Origin of the sequence: Paenibacillus dauci, assembly GCF_000971985.1 — a bacterium.
Classification (GTDB): Bacteria; Bacillota; Bacilli; order Paenibacillales; family Paenibacillaceae; genus Saccharibacillus; species Saccharibacillus dauci.
This window is the reverse complement of record NZ_KQ040798.1, coordinates 391,591-408,805: the sequence shown is the minus strand read 5'-3', so window position 1 is coordinate 408,805 and position 17,215 is coordinate 391,591. Positions and strand designations below refer to the sequence as shown.

The 17,215-nt window shown below is 46.7% G+C and carries 17 protein-coding genes; 13 read left to right on the top strand and 4 right to left on the bottom strand.

Annotation, left to right across the window (positions count from 1 at the left end; genetic code table 11):
* Positions 1 to 279: 279 nt before the first annotated feature.
* From WH46_RS01790 to WH46_RS01775, 4 genes are all read left to right on the top strand, one after another.
* Complete coding sequence (locus WH46_RS01790; protein ID WP_046225480.1) at positions 280 to 1,074, top strand: PP2C family serine/threonine-protein phosphatase; 795 nt, start codon at positions 280 to 282, stop codon at positions 1,072 to 1,074.
* A 108-nt stretch (positions 1,075 to 1,182) separates the two neighbouring features.
* Complete coding sequence (locus WH46_RS01785) at positions 1,183 to 1,638, top strand: DUF3237 domain-containing protein (protein WP_046225479.1); 456 nt, start codon at positions 1,183 to 1,185, stop codon at positions 1,636 to 1,638.
* Between the two features lie 178 nt (positions 1,639 to 1,816).
* A complete protein-coding gene (locus WH46_RS01780; protein ID WP_046225478.1) occupies positions 1,817 to 2,107 on the top strand; it encodes a hypothetical protein in 291 nt (96 codons plus the stop codon).
* Positions 2,108 to 2,315: 208 nt separating this feature from the next.
* A complete protein-coding gene (locus tag WH46_RS01775) occupies positions 2,316 to 3,068 on the top strand; it encodes an HD domain-containing protein (RefSeq protein ID WP_082208279.1) in 753 nt (250 codons plus the stop codon).
* Positions 3,069 to 3,169: 101 nt separating this feature from the next.
* On the opposite strand, the gene WH46_RS01770 is transcribed toward WH46_RS01775, so the two are convergent.
* Positions 3,170 to 4,633, bottom strand: coding sequence for a glycoside hydrolase family 32 protein (locus WH46_RS01770; RefSeq protein WP_046225477.1), 1,464 nt, complete (start codon positions 4,631 to 4,633; stop codon positions 3,170 to 3,172).
* 247 nt (positions 4,634 to 4,880) lie between these two features.
* Complete coding sequence (locus WH46_RS01765; protein WP_046225476.1) at positions 4,881 to 5,795, bottom strand: methyl-accepting chemotaxis protein; 915 nt, start codon at positions 5,793 to 5,795, stop codon at positions 4,881 to 4,883.
* Positions 5,796 to 6,323: 528 nt separating this feature from the next.
* Here WH46_RS01765 and WH46_RS01760 point away from each other — a divergent pair.
* The 8 genes from WH46_RS01760 to WH46_RS01725 all read left to right on the top strand — a co-directional run bounded on the left by WH46_RS01760 (position 6,324) and on the right by WH46_RS01725 (position 14,166).
* Positions 6,324 to 6,965, top strand: coding sequence for a hypothetical protein (locus WH46_RS01760; RefSeq protein ID WP_017811415.1), 642 nt, complete (start codon positions 6,324 to 6,326; stop codon positions 6,963 to 6,965).
* A 1-nt stretch (position 6,966) separates the two neighbouring features.
* Positions 6,967 to 7,449: a DUF7716 domain-containing protein gene (locus tag WH46_RS01755; protein ID WP_046225475.1), complete on the top strand. Its 483-nt coding sequence runs from the start codon at positions 6,967 to 6,969 to the stop codon at positions 7,447 to 7,449.
* A gap of 64 nt (positions 7,450 to 7,513) precedes the next feature.
* Entirely contained in the window at positions 7,514 to 9,343 is a 1,830-nt protein-coding gene (locus tag WH46_RS01750) for an HSP90 family protein (protein ID WP_046225474.1), read from the top strand.
* Complete coding sequence (locus WH46_RS01745; RefSeq protein WP_017811412.1) at positions 9,340 to 10,428, top strand: hypothetical protein; 1,089 nt, start codon at positions 9,340 to 9,342, stop codon at positions 10,426 to 10,428. The genes WH46_RS01750 and WH46_RS01745 overlap by 4 nt, the downstream gene beginning before the upstream one ends.
* 2 nt (positions 10,429 to 10,430) lie before the next feature.
* Positions 10,431 to 11,492, top strand: a complete 1,062-nt coding sequence (locus WH46_RS01740) for a hypothetical protein (RefSeq protein WP_017811411.1) — start codon at positions 10,431 to 10,433, stop codon at positions 11,490 to 11,492.
* Positions 11,493 to 11,654: 162 nt separating this feature from the next.
* A complete protein-coding gene (locus WH46_RS01735; RefSeq protein ID WP_046225473.1) occupies positions 11,655 to 12,722 on the top strand; it encodes a hypothetical protein in 1,068 nt (355 codons plus the stop codon).
* Between the two features lie 116 nt (positions 12,723 to 12,838).
* Positions 12,839 to 13,498, top strand: a complete 660-nt coding sequence (locus WH46_RS01730) for a nitroreductase (protein WP_017811409.1) — start codon at positions 12,839 to 12,841, stop codon at positions 13,496 to 13,498.
* A gap of 191 nt (positions 13,499 to 13,689) precedes the next feature.
* Entirely contained in the window at positions 13,690 to 14,166 is a 477-nt protein-coding gene (locus WH46_RS01725; RefSeq protein WP_017811408.1) for a DinB family protein, read from the top strand.
* Between the two features lie 95 nt (positions 14,167 to 14,261).
* Here the strand turns inward: WH46_RS01725 and WH46_RS01720 are convergent, their stop codons facing one another.
* Together WH46_RS01720 and WH46_RS01715 are read right to left on the bottom strand one after the other, a co-directional pair.
* Positions 14,262 to 14,816, bottom strand: a complete 555-nt coding sequence (locus tag WH46_RS01720) for a hypothetical protein (RefSeq protein WP_017811407.1) — start codon at positions 14,814 to 14,816, stop codon at positions 14,262 to 14,264.
* 169 nt (positions 14,817 to 14,985) lie between these two features.
* The gene (locus tag WH46_RS01715) at positions 14,986 to 16,272 is read right to left on the bottom strand and encodes a CYP152 family fatty-acid peroxygenase CypC (RefSeq protein WP_046225472.1); all 1,287 of its coding nucleotides are present in this window, start codon (positions 16,270 to 16,272) and stop codon (positions 14,986 to 14,988) included.
* Positions 16,273 to 16,514: 242 nt separating this feature from the next.
* On the opposite strand from WH46_RS01715, the gene WH46_RS01710 reads away from it, so the two are divergent.
* A complete protein-coding gene (locus WH46_RS01710; RefSeq protein ID WP_046225471.1) occupies positions 16,515 to 16,991 on the top strand; it encodes a GNAT family N-acetyltransferase in 477 nt (158 codons plus the stop codon).
* The last annotated feature ends 224 nt before the right edge of the window (positions 16,992 to 17,215 follow it).

Genomic DNA, 17,215 nt, shown 5'->3' with positions numbered 1-17,215 from the left:
ACCGTATCAGATCGAAGCATTCACCTGTCAGGAGCAGCCGCTTTTGTCATAGGAGCAAGAAGTTCCGTCTCCCATCATGCTGACCAACAGCTGTCTGAACAGGCCGCCGTACATAGCGCGGTCTATTTTCTTTTATACCAATGTGCAGCGATGGGGCATGTTCAGATGGGGGATGTGTATCGAATATGATTAATTGTAAAAGAATCTTTCATACGTATGAAGATGAATCAAGCCGAATCAAGACGGTAAAAATATACACTATAAAAGGAGGCTGCAGGCATGAGCTACAGTTGGGTAGGCAGCAGATATATGTTTTTGGATGAGATCTCAGTCTCCGAGCAAAAAGGCATACATATCGGACGATATGGCGGACATACACTTAGTGGAGCGAATAAGAACGAAGATGGATTGATGGTGCTTCAGAGTGAGACAGGACAGTGGAAGCTGGCGGTACTGATGGATGCTCATCAGACAGCAGAAAGTGCGACACTGGTGATTGATTACTTGCTGAGTCAGCAGGAAGAACTGAACCGGGTACTGAACAGCAGCGATACGTTTGAGCGTCTGGATTATTATTTCAGTGCACTATTCAGCAGCAGAGAATTCCGCGAAGCTTGTCAGACCGTGCAGGGAGAGACAGCCTGTCTAATTCTGTATCAGCGTGAGCAGTATCTGTGGTGGTTCTCGGTTGGAGATTGTGCGGCCTATCTGCTGCATCCCGAACTGGCCAAATGGGATCAGTATCTACTGAATCAGAGGCAATTTTACGAATGGATCGGTAGGGTGAATACATTTGATCTGCCAGTGCCTTGTTATAGCTCCGGGCGCCGGGAGCTGCGCAGTGGGCGTAATGTGATTGTGATGCTGACAGATGGCGTGCTGGATGGAGCGGAGGCCTTTTATAATACGCCATCTAATCTGTATCAAGCGCTCTATAACAATAACAGCATGAGCCATAATCTGCATCATATTCTGAACCAGCTGCATACCCATCAGGCGTATGATAGTGCGACACTGATCTGCTGGGAAGTGAATAATGCCTGCGAAGCAGCGATACCTTCGAATATGAAATAAGGAAGCATTTATCCCGCCAGCCAGCTATTTTGACAATATGTTTCTTTCTTCTTTATAATAATATGTAAATAATAACATGTATTTATTTACATTATAAGGAGAGATACTATGCAGCAACCAACACTTCAATTAATAGCTTCCTTGACGATTCAGGTAGATACACCGATTGATGTAGGTGTTACTCCTCTGGGACGCCGTCGCCTGATTCCGATTCTATCCGGTCGGGTAACCGGCAAGATTGAAGGTAATCTGCTGCCGGGCGGCGTTGATTCGCAGATTATTCGTCCGGACGGCAAAACGGATTTATCAGCGAGATACGTTATTCGCACGCAGGACAATGAATTAATTTATATCGAAAATAACGGAATTCGTCAGGTCAGTGAGCCTTACCGCGAGCAGGCAGCAGCCGGAGAGATTATTGCGCCGGAGCATGTCTATTTCCGCACAGTACCGGTATTTGAGACGAGTAGTCTACGGTATAGCTGGCTGCAGGAACGGATATTCATCGGAGCGGCTACTCGTCTGCCGGACGCGGTATTGCTGGATATTTACGAGGTTCTATAGACAATGCGGCATGATCATGCTCATTTCGTGTGATCGAGCTTTATAATAGGGAAACAACTAAAACGACTGCCTCTGCTATACTAAGGAGGACAGTCGTTTTGTTATAAATAGAGAACAGTTCATGTACGAGATTATCCTATATTATAAATTTGTCCAATGAATGAGATGGAGGGTGACAATGAATCGACGCGGAGCAGGAATCGGATTATTAGGAATTGGTGCCGTATTATATACAGGTAGATACATAGGCGCGGCTATTATTGCACAGGGAATGAATATTTGGGCGGGTTCTTTTGGAGATGCGCTGGATATTGTAGGATCAGCTCCACTGTATCTGAGTATTGCTGCAGCAGCTGCAGGTGTCATCTATCTCATTAGCGCAGAAATGCAGCTTTATATGCATAAGACAGCTGGATCTGGAGCCCGGCACGAGAAGGAGTTAGAAACAGAACATACACCTGATATTTAAGAATGAAAAAGGCAGCTATATAAAAGCTGCTGTATCTCACATTGCTCTGTATAATGGTATGGTGTTCGAACAGGCTGTACTTTTCAAATCAAGAATGGCTTATCTCTATGTAAGTAACGATATGTGACTAATGAATAGAGGTATTCTCCATAAAGAAAGTAATCCCCAAAATATCAGGCTATTCTGGTAAAAGGAAAGGAATATTCCCATGACAACATCCAATAATCAGCAGTTAGATCAGCTGCAATATTCAAAAGCAAATCCGTTATCAACAAACCATTCCGAATCCCAACCAGGCGATCTTCCGCAAAGGTCTGCCAGCAGACAGCAGATGCTGGAGGAGACCGAAGCATTTGTCCGAACCGAGCTAAGTGGTGAGACAAGTGGACATGACTGGTGGCATATTCACCGTGTGGTGCAGATGGCCCGGCGCCTGGCTGCTGCCGAACAGGCTGACTTGTTTATCTGCACGATGGCTGCACTGCTGCACGATATCGCAGACGAGAAGCTGAATCCATCCAAGGAAGCAGGAATGCAGCGTCTAAATGGCTGGTTGGATCAGCAGCCGCTGGACCCGCAGGAGCGCGAACATATTTTGGAGATTATCGCCAATATGTCTTACAATGGCGGGAATAATCCACCGATGCGTACGATCGAGGGAAAAGTCGTACAAGATGCCGATCGGCTCGATGCCATCGGAGCAATTGCAATTGCGCGCTGCTTTGTGTATGCCGGCCATGTGGGTGATCTGATGTATGATCCTGAAGTACCGGTGAGAGAACAGATGACAGCCGAAGAATACCGCAATGGACAGAGCACTGCAATTAATCATTTCCATGAGAAACTCCTGAAGCTCAAAGACCGGATCAACACTCCAGCCGCTCGTGAGATTGCCGAGGAACGCCATCAGTATATGCAGGACTATGTAGACCGGTTTTACCGGGAATGGAATGGCATGTAAAATAAGCAAGGCAGCAGAGATCCAATGATCCTGCTGCCTTTTTGATATTAGAATAAAATGGGCATAAATGGTTAGAATAATCATCGATCTTCAAATGTTGGTTATGGAGCAGCAGCAATATAGCTGTCATACAACTTTATATCCCCACCACGCGTATAGATGGAGATTCGCTCGCATGTCTTATCCGGGAAAATAAGGCTGGTGATCGAATACAGCCCGTCATTGACGAATACTTCCACTGATGAAGCATCCAGTACAATCCGCAGACCAAAGTGACTGCTGGATGGAATATGAATCTGCTGCGGACGATTGAACATTGGCGCATATTCGCTATCTTCGCTCGATTCCCGCTTCACACTCAGCAATTCACTGCTTGAGTTGTAGGATACGCTGGTCTGCTGGTCGGCTGTGTGATGAATAACAACGCCGAATTCTTCAATGCCGTCATGCTGCAGATGCAGATTAATATCAGCAATACTCGCCGGTAGATCGACTTCATAGGTCTGACCATCGGTTATGGAGAGACTTCTTAGTTTGGTCTTGGAAGTGAAACTGCGATCCAGCTCTGCGACCGGACGCTGGCAGAGTACCATTTTGTCCTTGATCGATCGAAGGGAGAGAACGCGTGGCAGTGTCATCGAACCGCGCCAATTGCCGGTTGGCAGCTGATGGGCATACCGCCAGTTATTCATCCAGGCCATATAGATCCGGCGGCCATCCGACTGGGGAATGTCCGAGAAGCTAACCCCCGCATAATTATCCCGTCCGTAATCGAGCCACTGGATTTTGGAGTGATCCGGCATAAACTGTCGTCCGTCAAAGGATCCGGTAAAATACTGCGTACGCGAACCGTGATACAGCTCCGGACTGTCGCCGATACTGACTAGCAGTACCCATTTACTCGCTTCGGTTCCTTCTACCGGGAGTCGGAACAGATCCGGACATTCCCATACGCCTTCATGACAGCCGATGCCCGCTCCGAATTCGCTGACCAGCTTCCAGTCCAGCAGATTGGAGGAGGTATAGAACGAAATACTCTGTCCGGTCGCCAGCGCCATGACCCAGTAACCTTTGGGACGATACCAGAATACCTTGGGATCACGAAAATCAGGCTTGTCGGTGCTGGATAATACCGGGTTATGCTCATACTTGGTCCATGTTCTGCCCCGATCATGGCTGTAGGCAATGCACTGTGACTGTACATAGGGTGCATCGATATCCGGCGAATCTGCTGTATCCAGATGAGTCGTATAGATAGCGACCATACCTGGCTCATCCGGGAATAGACCGGACGTATTATTCCAATCAATCACGGCACTGCCGGAGAAGATCGTCCCCTGTTCATCCGGGTAGAGAGCAATATCCAACTCTTCCCAGTGAATCAGATCGGTACTGACAGCATGACCCCAGTGCATCGGTCCCCATACTGTAGAATGCGGATGATGTTGATAGAACAGATGATATTCACCTTCAAAATAAACGAGTCCATTCGGATCATTAATCCAGTTCTGCTGCGGTGCGAAGTGCAGATGCGGTCTATAGCTTTTGAGAAAAGAGGATTCCATCGAATGACCACCTTTGCAGGAATTTGGCAGTGCCTGATACTTATTTTATGATAACGTTTTCAATAAACAGCAGTAGCAGATCGAACGACTGCTTCTATTTCCTATTTTATACAATTCAAGCGAGATGTTCTATCTTTTCATGGCTGAAATAGAAGATTAATTTCATCAAAAAAGACTGTCATCACAATATCTTGCGATAACAGTCTGCTGATTGGATCAACATCCTATAATGATGAATTAGTATAGACTAGATAATATCGGATACTTTACGTGCCTGGTTATCCAGCTGCTGGGCTGATGAGGCAATCGTAGAGAATTCCTCTATGGCTACCTGAATCTGCTGCTGGCTATCTTCCACATCGCTTTGTACACCCGTAGTTCCGTCCGAGATTTTATTGATCTCCTGGGTGATCGAATCTACACTGTTTTTGACTTCAATAATAGATTTCTCGACCATACCGGATAACTTGCGTACTTCCTTGGCTACTACATCGAATCCGCGGCCGAATTCGCCGGCATGGGCAGCTTCGATAGCGGCATTAAGTGCGAGCAGATGTGTCTGCGAAGAGATATCACGAATCGTTTGCACCACTCCCTGAATAGATTGTGCCTGCTGCTGCAGATTTTGAAGAGTAGACGTATTCTCCAGTGAAGCATTAGCGATTTTGTTAATACTGGTCAGCAGATCCTGATTGCGCTGGATACCGGTATCTGCGCGTTGACTTAGTTCATCGGCCATGTTTTGCATATCCTGTACGACGTTTGTAATATTGATTTGACGTGTAGTAATATTCGCTGCAATTTTGGTAATTCCGATGACTTTGTTACCTGCTTCGTTAAAAACAGGCATGTAGGTGGCTTCAAGCCAGATCGCGTCATCGTGCGCATCCATACGTTTGATCTTATCCTGAAAGCTTTTGCCGGAAAAGAGATTTTTCCACATCAACTCATATTCCGGACTATTCACAAATTCGGGGAAACAAAACTGTTTGTGACTCATGCCAAGCATGGCGGCTGGTGTATAACCCATAGTACTTGCAAAGATATTATTCACATAAGCGACCTGACGATTCATATCAAACCGGATAATAGCCAGATTTTTCTCGAGAGATTTTACTACAAGTTCATCGGTTACAGTTTGATCCTGATTGTTGGTTGTCATAATACAGTGTGCCTCCACGTCCAAATTCGTTTTCGGTAATTTTCTTTGTCATAGACTTATCAATTTAATAAGTCATTGAATTACCTGGATACTACTTATTATCGTATGAAGCAACGAGAATGATTAGGTCGAAATTAGTGGGTTGCTAAATAATTTGTTCAATTTATATTGATTACAAGATAATTCGGTAAATAGCAATTATTGTTCATTCACAAACGGTTACATACAGTCATAAAAATTCATATTTTTGGCGGAAAATGAGTGAATAAGCAGAATGATGTTAGAGAATCGTAATACATATTGATTCATAAAATAGCAGCTTCTATTCTGTTTAACCATTTAGGTGAAGTCGGTAATCAGGTTGTTACTCACCGGATACATCGGTATACTTAGAAGTAATATATCCTGTTAAATAGCAGGAATAAGGAGAGAACTGGAATGTAATTCTGGATATAGCAACGGCTATGGATAATACGCCTATTCAGCTAACCGGTTATGGAGACATAACCTGTCAAGGGAGGTGCAAAGGTGAAACGTTTCAAAGATCCTGTCGGAATGCCTTATTCCATCTATGCGATCCTGAACAGCGGCGGTGAAATTATCGTCAAATGTTCTCAGTGCGAAGGACCAGCCAGTATTCGCTATCTATCAGATGAACAAGAAGTTATCGTGCGCTGTTCATCATGCCTGTATCAATCAAGACAACAGCCGCGATATGCTTACTCGGTAGCTGCAATATGTACACATTGCGAGAGGTGGTTCAACCAGCCGCTGCATAACCGGCGACAATTCGGTCAAAAGCAGGTTCATTTTCCATGTCCCCATTGTAATAGGGTTAACCGCGTTGCTGTTCGCAAGCAGGATACCGGCTACTGGCAGATGCCGGAGATTTATCAGGGTAGAGAGCCTTATTTTAATTTGGAACTGTATTTCATGGATGATTATCGTGGACAACAGGTGTGGGCACTGAATCGGGAGCATCTGAGCTATCTGCTGGACTATATCTCTGCAGATCTGCGCGAGAATTCCATGTATTTTCAGGTTATCCGCACAGCTTCCCATCCTATACCCAAATACATGAAAGAAGCCAAAAACCGCGATGGAATCGTCAGGCTGCTGCGCAAAATGCAGATGAAACACAGTCCGTCTTCCGGCAGAAAAGAGGGATAAGTTGAGTCGATACGAAGATCGGATGGCGGATTATAACCGCAGAACCCGTCCGGATAGCATGACATTCGGGAATCTACAGGAATTGGTCGCTATGCATGGGCAGCTGCATAATGAATGGCTCTATACCGATGTGGAGCACTGGAATGAAGATCCGCTCCACACACCCATCTATTATTTTAGTGAAGAATGGCTCGGGGAGCAGGAAGAACAAGGGCTGACGGTACAAAATGATCGTGAGGACATACTGCCTGCCAGGTTTGCGGAGCAAGGTGTCCAGACATGGTTGGAACTTGCTACATTTGAAGATGTGATCGATGTACTCAAGCAGGCGAAACAGCCGATATCGCTCACGATGATTGTGATGGCATTAAATTATTATTACGAATACGATGCTTTTCTGGATTACGATCAAGTGGCAAGCCGGATCCAAGCTATAGATGTGCTTCATCAGGTCGCTGAACACAAGCAGTCCAAAGACATATAATCACAGGCTCCGCATCCGAAAGAAAAATAGATATTCACATTTCAGGTGAGAATGGAGAGTACTTATGAGCAATCAGAATAATTATCGTTTTCAGGTGAACCTGAGCGGCATGATCAATATTTTATCCAATCATCTATACAGTAATCCGCGGGTATTCCTGCGTGAAGTGATGCAAAATGCAGTGGATGCCATTACGGCACGTAACCAGCTGGAGACGGATTATCAAGGCAAGGTGCATATCGAGCTCGCCGGAAGCGGTGCAAATTCCACACTGATTATCGAAGATAATGGTGTCGGTCTGACCGAGGAAGATATTCATGAGTTTTTGGCACAAATCGGTCAGTCTTCCAAGCGTGGCGAGGCTGCTTTTACTGGAGAGACGACGTTTATCGGGCGATTCGGTATTGGTCTGCTGTCCTGCTTTATGGTGAGTGACGAGATTGTCATGGTGACTCGCTCCGCCAAGGGTGGACCTACGCTGGAATGGCGTGGACAGCCGGATGGTACATACAGTATCCGTACCCTGGAAACGGATTTATCGGCAGGAACCAAGGTATACCTGCGCTGCAAGACAGGCAGTGAAATGTATTATGAACCACAGGAGCTCGAGCGTGGCCTGTACTACTATGGAGCGTTGCTGCCTTATCCGATTACATTCAATGATGGCACATCCAGCAAAGTGATCAATGATTACCGTCCGGTCTGGATTCAGGAACCGGATCTGGCCCGCAGTAATCGGGAAGAAGTATTACAGTATGGCGAACGATTAATGGGAGAGCAGTTCAGAGACTTTATTCCACTGCGTACGGCTTCCGGTCGGACAGGAGGGATTGCCTATGTGCTGCCATATGCAGTCAATCTGAATGCCAAGCGTTCCCATCAGGTTTATCTCAAATACATGCTTGTCTCCGACAAAGCAGAGAATATTTTGCCGGATTGGGCCTTTTTTGTGAAGTGTCTGATCTGGACCGATGAACTGCAGCCGACAGCATCACGTGAACATTTTTATGAAAATGAAAGATTGGAAGAAGTACGTGATGAGCTGGGCGAAGCCATCCGCAGCGAGCTGATGCGCATGGCGGACTATGATCCTGACCGGTTGCAGCATATTATCCAGCTGCATGCCCTGTCGATGAAGGCACTGGCAACCGAAGATGCCGAGTTCTACCGGATCGTTCACCGCTGGCTGCCGTTCGAGACGACCTATGGACGGCGTACTCTGGGCGAAATGCTCAAGGAGCATGATCATATTCACTATACACTGACACTGGACGAATATCGTCAGATCATTCATGTGGCTTCGGCACAATCCTTGCTGGTAGTTAATGGTGGGTACATCTATGATGCCGAGCTAATGGCGCTGCTGCCCGAAGTCAATGCACAGGTAGTAACCGAGCGTCTGCTGCCGGAAGATGTATCCATGTCCTTTACCGATCTGACACCGCAGGAACGCAAGGAATACTATGAGAAAACACGGCTTGCCGATATGGCTCTGCAGCGTTTCCGTTGTCAGATCCAGTTGAAGCGGTTCAAACCATCCGAGTTGCCGGCACTGTTTACCCTATCCAAGGAATCTTCGGATCTGCGTTCTCTTGAAGCTGCCAAGGAAGTAAGTACAGATACGCTTTCTTCAATTCTCGGTTCACTGGGATCCACGATGCAGCAGTCGGCGTATTCGACGCTGTATCTGAATCTGGACAATCCGGTAGTTGGACGCATTTTCCAGCCGGGTAGCGAGGAGATGATGCAGGTAGCGATCGAGATGTTATATGTTAATTCACTCATGATGGGCCACTATCCAATGAACAAGCAGGAGATGGCTGTCCTGAATCAGGGCATTCTGCGATTTATCGAATGGGGATTGTCTGCAGGTGGCAAAGGAGACTCGCTATGAGTACACCGATTGATCCGGAAATTCTGGCGCTGTACAGAGAGGCGCTTGAACTGCCAGACAGTCGGACCAAGGTTGAACTTCTGGAGCAGGCAGTACGGATTGCGGATCATCAGGGACATATCGAAGCGGGATACATGGTGCGCAGCGAGCTGGTGGAAGCAGCGATATTCAGCGGCTATCCCCGTAAAGCAATGATTCATTATTCGTGGATGCTTGGTCAGTATGATCAGAATCCGCAGGCATACAATCAGCATAATCTGCTCTGGTCGTACAAATGGATCTTTGTCAATGCTATCGATTTTCCAGAGATCAGCCGGGAGCAGCTGCAGGAACTGATAGACGATATGCGTGTACGTTACCAGGCGGCTGGTTATAGTGACCGCACGTATTACTCCAATCTGTATACCCTGCATCTGTACGTCGGAGAGCTGGAGCAGGCGGATGACTATATGAAGCTTGTTCTGCAGCTGCCGCGTGATCAGATGAGTGACTGCTCTGCCTGCGAGCAGGATGAACTGGTGGATCACTATATCATACTGGGCAGACATGAAGAAGCTTTGCAGGCAGCCGAACCTATTTTGCAGGGGACAATGAGCTGTACTACGGTTCCTCATCAGACCATTGCTTCACTGCTGCTGCCTTTTTACCATTTGGGACGTACAGCCGAAGCGGAAAATTATCGCAGTCGTAATTATGCGAATATCGCAAGCAATCGTGATTATTTGCAGTCGATAGGTGAACATATTGGCTATCTTACCCATACCGATCCATTTCTCGGCTTGGATCTGTTCGAACGTCATGCAGATTGGCTGATTGATCATGAGAGTGCACTGGAAGCCATGATGTTCAGTATGCATGTAGCTGGTCTGCTGCGGCGTCTTAGCAAGGAGACGGATGTGCACTATCAAATCCGTCTGCCTATGGAATATGGTTATACGGGTGATAAAGCAGATGTCGGTGCACTAGCGGATTATGTACTGCAACAGGCACTGGATACCGCAGCCCGATTTGATAAGCGAAATGGCAATTCGTATTATACCGACAGGATTCATCAATATATCAGGGGAACGGAGGCTATTAATTAACTATGAATACAGAACGAAGTTACGAAGAATTGCTGGATGAGGCATATCAATTACCCAATGGACATGCCAAATTGGAACTGCTGGATGAAGCGGCGCGGATCGCTGACAGTCTGGGCGAAGTCGATGCCGGATACGAAATTCGTGGGGAGATTGTCGAGACGGCTACATTTAGCGGATATCCGCGCAAAGCGCTGGTCGCTTTCTCCTGGCAGCTTGGTCAGTATGACAAGAATCCGGAGGAATATTATGATTATCCGCTGCTCTGGTCGTATAAATGGATCGTAGATAATCTGCTCTGTTTCCCGGAGATTGAGCGGGCACAGATCGATAATCTGTTGGAAGATATGCGGCGCCGGTATCAGGAACACGGCTATAATGACCGGACCTACTGGTACTACCGCTTTACACTGGCTCTGCAATCCGGTCAGTTGGAGGAAGCGGGACAGTTCCTGCAGCAGCTCCGACCGATGGAACGGGACGGAATGAGTGACTGCGAAGCCTGTGAGCAGAATGAATTTGTCGAATATTATATGCGTCTTGGTGATGATGAGCAGCTGCTTCAGGCGGCGCAGCCTATTCTGACCGGGAAAATGACCTGTGCAGAGATTCCGCATCTGACCTTGTCCAAGGTACTGCTGCCCCTGCACCGTCTGGGGCGTCACCAGGAAGCAGAGAAATATCAGAAAAAAGGATATCGGCTGACCAAGGATAATCATGACTTTTTGCGCTGTATAGGAGAACAGATCGGATACCTGACCGTAACCGATCCGTTCAAGGCACTGGAATTGTTTGAGAAACATATCTCCTGGACCGCAGAACATGAAGATCCGCTCGATAATATGCTGTTCCATGGTTATGCAGCAGCATTATTCCGGCGTCTGGCCGAGGAGCAGGTCAACTTCAATGTGAAGATTCCTTCTTTTTACCCGTACCCGGAGCATGCGACAGATGTGAACAAATTGGCTGCCCAGTATAGTGAAATGGCACTGGAAACTGCCCGCAAACTGGATCAGCGTAATCACAACCAATATTATGTGACGTATCTTCAGACGCTGCCAAGATAAATGGAAATGATCGATGAAAAGATTTTGATTGGCGTAGCCGTATGATGGTATGGGAAAGGGCGCTCAGATGAGCGCCTTTTTATATGATAAGACTGTTATGATCGACAGGCATGTTCTTCAGAAATGTAACTAATCCCTTATATTAGAAAGGAAGTTTCCCCGATGCTAACGATTACCCGGCAATTGATCATGGAGCTGGAACAGAATACGAGCAGAGAATCCGTCTGGTATGAGACCATGCTGCATATGATTATCAAGTACGGCAATATCGAGGATGCCCATGCGCTGTATCACTGCTTTATTACTCATCCCGAAGACTGGGACTATATTAATCTACTGGAAGGTTTATGTAAGCTGGGTGATCGGGAGCTGGGACTGGAATTGTATCGATGGGCTTTTACAGAAGGCCGGCTGCGTGTTGGACTACCGGGAGATATACTGACTGCCTGTGGTTACCTCGGCGTGCAGGAGGCAGTGGGCAGCCTGCTTCATTATGCGCTCGACGACAGTAAGAGCTGGGAGTGGCAGACTAGAGCCTGTCTTGGACTGCTGCAACTGCAGCTTGATGATAAAGAAGCAGCTATACTGCGAAGAACAATCGAAGAGACAATGGGACAGTCTCTGTTTAATGAGTTTTTGCCTGCTCTATCCAGCCAGGTGGCAGATGCTTCGCTGATTCCGAAGTTATATCACTGGGGAGAACAGCAGGCTTCTATTGACTGCAATGCAGGATTGGTACTGGGTATTGCCTTATATGGACCAGAGTATCGCGAATGGATACGACAGATATTATGGAGTCCTTACTGGGAGGCTCATGATACAGGTACCGGAACCTGTGTATGGATGTATAGAGCGATGAGTCATGTAGGATTGACGTTTACAGATCTGATTGATGATGTACGGCATACACTGACGGATACGGAAGATCGGCAGCGGATGGAATATCAGCTGGATGTACTATACCAGATGTTATGCGAGAAGCTGCAATATCGGAGGTTATCCCTGTCTGTTCTTCATCCTAATCAGGAGACGGCAGAAGAGATTTATCATGCTCTCTATCACTGGAGTACCCCTGACTATGATGATTCGATTATTGGGCTGATCATCAAGCGGCTTGGCATGGATTATTGCGGACTACAGGATTTTTATAATCTTCGGACACGTCTGGAGATGCGAATAGCTCATGATATGGAGACTATATATTTGTTATCACAACATAATCAGGTATAATAGGATAAGCTGCTATTTAATTGTAACTATTATAGTTGTCAGCAATAAAGTGTCTTCTTATTCAGTATAGCTACTTAACCAATCGTCTCCATACATTCAGAGGAGGAATCATTATCATGAGCAATATCTTCGATCAGCGCAAAACAGTTCGTAAATATACATCCAAACCGGTACCTCACGAAGTGTTGATCCGTGTACTGGAAGATGCTCAAAAATCTCCTTCCTGGGCGAATTCACAGCCATGGGAAGTATACGTTGCAACAGGAGAGACGCTGGAAAGATTGCGTACTGCCAATCTGCAGGCCTATGATGAGAAAATTCCGGCTGATGATGCAAATATGCCCTGGCCTGCAGTATGGCCGGAATATATTCAGGAGCGGATGAATGCAGCCTATGCCAAAGTATTCGAGCAGAGCGGCATCGCACGCGACGATCAGCAGGCACGTGAAGAGAACTGGCGCAATAACTTTTACTTTTTCAATGCACCGGTAGCTGCGTTTATCTGTCAGGATCGCAATTTGACGGAATGGTCTACACTGGATGCAGGCATTTATGCCGGTAATCTGATGCTGGCAGCCGCGCAGCATGGACTGGGTTCCACACCGGCAGCCAGTTCGGTATCTTATCCGCATATTTTGCGCGAGATTCTGGGTATCCCCGATCATCAGCGGATTATGGTTGGTGTGATGCTTGGTTATGAAGACCAGGAACATCCGTACAACAGACCGGTAAGTTCCCGTGTACCGATTGGCGAAAATATTCATTTTAGCGAGTAATCGCAGTAATCCAATAGATAATTCTGGCTTATGGAGAAACCTCATGATTTCCGATCATACGTTATCCATGCCTGAACAAAGAAGCTGTCTGCTCATGTAGCGGACAGCTTTTTATTATGTGCTATAATTTTGATAAAGTTGGATTCAGAACATTCTCCGTCTTCACAAATTCCAAGCGAGGAGTGCTGTATATGAATACGCTCAGTCACAGATTGCAGGAACTGGTCATCTATTTTCAGGGGAAATTAAATGATATTCCGCCGGATCTATTTAGCGCCAAACCCCATGCCGGGCAGTGGTCGCAAAAGGAAACTCTTGGGCATCTTTGCGATTCGGCTTCGCATAATTATATCCGGTTTGTCAGTATTGCGCTGTCGGAAGAACCTGTGCGGCTGACCGATTATGATCAGGATCGCTGGGTGGAGCTGAATGATTATCAGAACAGTTATGATCAGCAGGATCTCATTCTGCTCTGGATGACGCGTAATCTGCAGATTGCTACGCTACTGAATCAGATTCCAAAGGAAGATTACGAGAAGACATGCCTGACCCGCAGCGGACAGGAACTAACTCTAAAATGGCTGGCAATGGATTATATCGCCCATATGATCCATCATTTCCGCCAAATGCTCGGGAGTGAACATCTACAGGAGATTTTACCGGACTAAAAACAGCCATTCGGCCCGGTAACAGGCAGGATGACTGTGATTATGAATTTATATCCGGTATAGCCTGGGAACCCGATGGGTCGCGGTCGCTGACATTAGGAATCAGAGGCAGCATCTTTGCTGCGCGTTTCTCCCGCTACCCGCCAGCGTGAAGCATATTTTTCCAATCGGGGATGAAGCTGCTTTGGCCGCTCGGTCAGTACGAGACTGACTTTGACAATCCATTCTTCAAAAGTGGAAAAGGAAGCGAACTGATTGGCCATATCCGGCGTCATCAGGAGAAAGTAGGGGGAAGTATAATGATCGGTCAGTGTGCGCAGAGCCGCTTCGATGGGAGTATATTTTTTGCGTTTGCCTTCCCAGCTCTCGATCATAATATCCTTGCGTCCGGTATCCTGCCGCCATTCATGCAGCCGATCTTCACGTTTGTAAAAAGGAGAGACTGGCGTTTTGGACATTCGTTTGACGGTCTGTTCATGCAGCGGATAGAGAACCAGCCGATCGAAACGCATCTGATCGGCGATAGCTGCCGCCTGTTCCAATTCTTCGTCTGTTGTGTTCTGGAATGAATCGTAGTAGATCAGTGTACCCCTGAACTTCTCGACAGGCGGCTCGTATCCATAGGGGACATGCTGTGTATTATGCGGCATAACAGTTTCCTCCTGAACTATAGGTTATGAATAATATTACCCTATTTCTACAAAATCGTATGCGCCGAATCTATTGAGCAAAAAGCTGCCCCTGCACTATATGCAGCAAGCAGCTTTTGTAAATGCTGTAGGATATGGCAATTATGATGGCACAGTATAGACGTACTACTCAGGACCCGGCATTCTTCGGCTGTACCTGCACATCGCTCATCACAAACCGGCTCTCCGGAATGGCAGGCATCCGGGACAGATCGATGGTCAGATCCTGCGGAGGAACTTCATAAGTGATACGGGTGGTCAGGAACTCCAGACTGACACGCATCACATCAATCGTCAGCCATTCGCCGGCGCAGCGATGATTACGGTAGTGATCGCCGCCTCCCTGGGGAATCAGATCGAACGGACTGCCGCTCCAGTGTTCGAACCGTTCCGGCTCAAACGTATCTGCCTGCTGCCACAGCTTCTCATCATGAGTGGTGCCGTATACATCCAGCAGTACCATCGTTCCTTCTTCAAAAGAATAATCTTTCCACGTAAAGTCTTTGCGTACCTGTGCACCGAGAATCGGAGTGAAGGGATAAAATCGGCGCACTTCCTGTACAAACCATTGACTGTAGGTAGGGTCACCCGTCTGCAATGACTGTACCAGTTTGTGCCGGGCTTCCGGATAGTCATGCAGAGCGACCGCGCTGAATACTACATAACGACCAATCGCTACAATCGGACGAATAATATTGATTAACTCTACAGCTGCCGTCTGGGTATCCAGAAGATTCGCTTCGGTATCACGGTGCCAGGACATGGCGTGGGCTGCTGTCTGTTCCGGAGCCTCCAGCTCACCTTCACGAATCTGCTCAATCAGATGTGATACCCACTTCTCTGTACGGCGGCGAGCCTGCCTGCCGCGGCGATGGCGCATACCTACCGCTCCGAATGACTCAACCATATCACCCAGATCATCAGCGACCTGCTTCACATCGCTTTCCTGCAAAGGAACACCTGCCCACTGACAGGCCGCACGGCACATCACCTGCTGGGCTTCGTCAAATAATACCAGCTGATCTGTACTTTGCCACTTCAGCGCAGCCGCTTCCCATTGCTGCTCGACGAGTTCGGCAATTTCATTCAGACGCTCAGGCGACATGAGGGACATGAACAACTTTTTGCGGTGAGCATGAGCCTGTCCATCAAGTGTCTGTACTCCTTTTTCACCGAATAGTGATTTCTGGATACGCTTGGGAATGGCACCGCCGCGCTGGAATAACTCTTCATTATAAAATAATTCGGCACCTTCCTTGCCACCGATACAGATTGCTTTTTGTCCCAGCATACGGGTCTGGAAAATATCGGACTGGAATTCCTGACGACGTTTCATGGCAAATTCATAACCTTCCGAAAGCAGTCCAATTCCGCCCTCCAGTGTATGATCACGAGGAATAGAGTTGTCATTCGTCATAATAGGCTGTCTCCTTTGTGTAGAAATTCGATATTTTAGATATGAGTGCAAAGTCAAGTCAAATAAAAAGAGGTATATAACCAGTGTAATGACCGTTTTGCGCAATCCTTGATGCTGTCATCCATGTATTACCTCTGATCCACTGGCATCTAACATTAATATGGTAAAATTCAGTACGAGCGCTTGCTGGCAGTAATCATTCCATGTATCTCACACCCATTACCGATTCCGAGGAGGAGAATATGATTACATTTGTAAGCACATCACCTGATCTGCTGGAAGTGGAACTGTCGATCATTAATTCCAATCCATTTTACAATCGTATTATCAAAGGCAGGGAACAGCTGACCGCCGAGGAAATACAGCAGGAAGTGGAGGAGACGATACAGCTTGGAGCAGAACGCTATGTGATCTGCAGCGATGATCAGCCGATCGGCATCGTGGAGTACCTTTCATTAAATCCGAATGATGGCTATCCATGGCTGGGACTGTTTATGATCGATAAATCCTGTCAGGGCAAAGGGCAGGGTAACCAGGCTTTTCAGGCATTTGAACAGCGGCTGATTCACCAGGGGGTTCAGGCTTTTCGTCTGGCTGTAAATATTGAAAATGAACCTGCACATATATTCTGGAAACGACAGAACTTTCAGTATGTAAAACATTCAATTACACGGGATAATATGGAAGTTATTATCTATGAAAAAGAGTTTAATTTATAACGCAATATTGTGATTTTTATAGACAAATACAACATTTATTAATGTCTATAATCCCTTGCTGCATATGCGATTAAGCCGTTTTAACTAATATGTTTACACACAGTTAATATAACGATAATTGTCTTAACATATTTTTACAAAAATAGTGATTGACACAATGCCGGCTCCCCCCGTAGAATGTGCTTAAACCATTAAGGTTTTATTTCATTTACGGGAGGGACTCT

What these genes read in the sequence shown, in the direction of transcription:
- WH46_RS01790 (WP_046225480.1), top strand. Translation starts at nt 280, where the DNA reads ATGAGCTACAGTTGGGTAGGCAGCAGATATATGTTTTTGGATGAGATC.
- WH46_RS01785 (WP_046225479.1), top strand. Translation starts at nt 1,183, where the DNA reads ATGCAGCAACCAACACTTCAATTAATAGCTTCCTTGACGATTCAGGTA.
- WH46_RS01780 (WP_046225478.1), top strand. Translation starts at nt 1,817, where the DNA reads ATGAATCGACGCGGAGCAGGAATCGGATTATTAGGAATTGGTGCCGTA.
- WH46_RS01775 (WP_082208279.1), top strand. Translation starts at nt 2,316, where the DNA reads ATGACAACATCCAATAATCAGCAGTTAGATCAGCTGCAATATTCAAAA.
- WH46_RS01770 (WP_046225477.1), bottom strand. Translation starts at nt 4,633, where the DNA reads ATGGAATCCTCTTTTCTCAAAAGCTATAGACCGCATCTGCACTTCGCA.
- WH46_RS01765 (WP_046225476.1), bottom strand. Translation starts at nt 5,795, where the DNA reads ATGACAACCAACAATCAGGATCAAACTGTAACCGATGAACTTGTAGTA.
- WH46_RS01750 (WP_046225474.1), top strand. Translation starts at nt 7,514, where the DNA reads ATGAGCAATCAGAATAATTATCGTTTTCAGGTGAACCTGAGCGGCATG.
- WH46_RS01745 (WP_017811412.1), top strand. Translation starts at nt 9,340, where the DNA reads ATGAGTACACCGATTGATCCGGAAATTCTGGCGCTGTACAGAGAGGCG.
- WH46_RS01740 (WP_017811411.1), top strand. Translation starts at nt 10,431, where the DNA reads ATGAATACAGAACGAAGTTACGAAGAATTGCTGGATGAGGCATATCAA.
- WH46_RS01735 (WP_046225473.1), top strand. Translation starts at nt 11,655, where the DNA reads ATGCTAACGATTACCCGGCAATTGATCATGGAGCTGGAACAGAATACG.
- WH46_RS01730 (WP_017811409.1), top strand. Translation starts at nt 12,839, where the DNA reads ATGAGCAATATCTTCGATCAGCGCAAAACAGTTCGTAAATATACATCC.
- WH46_RS01725 (WP_017811408.1), top strand. Translation starts at nt 13,690, where the DNA reads ATGAATACGCTCAGTCACAGATTGCAGGAACTGGTCATCTATTTTCAG.
- WH46_RS01720 (WP_017811407.1), bottom strand. Translation starts at nt 14,816, where the DNA reads ATGCCGCATAATACACAGCATGTCCCCTATGGATACGAGCCGCCTGTC.
- WH46_RS01715 (WP_046225472.1), bottom strand. Translation starts at nt 16,272, where the DNA reads ATGACGAATGACAACTCTATTCCTCGTGATCATACACTGGAGGGCGGA.
- WH46_RS01710 (WP_046225471.1), top strand. Translation starts at nt 16,515, where the DNA reads ATGATTACATTTGTAAGCACATCACCTGATCTGCTGGAAGTGGAACTG.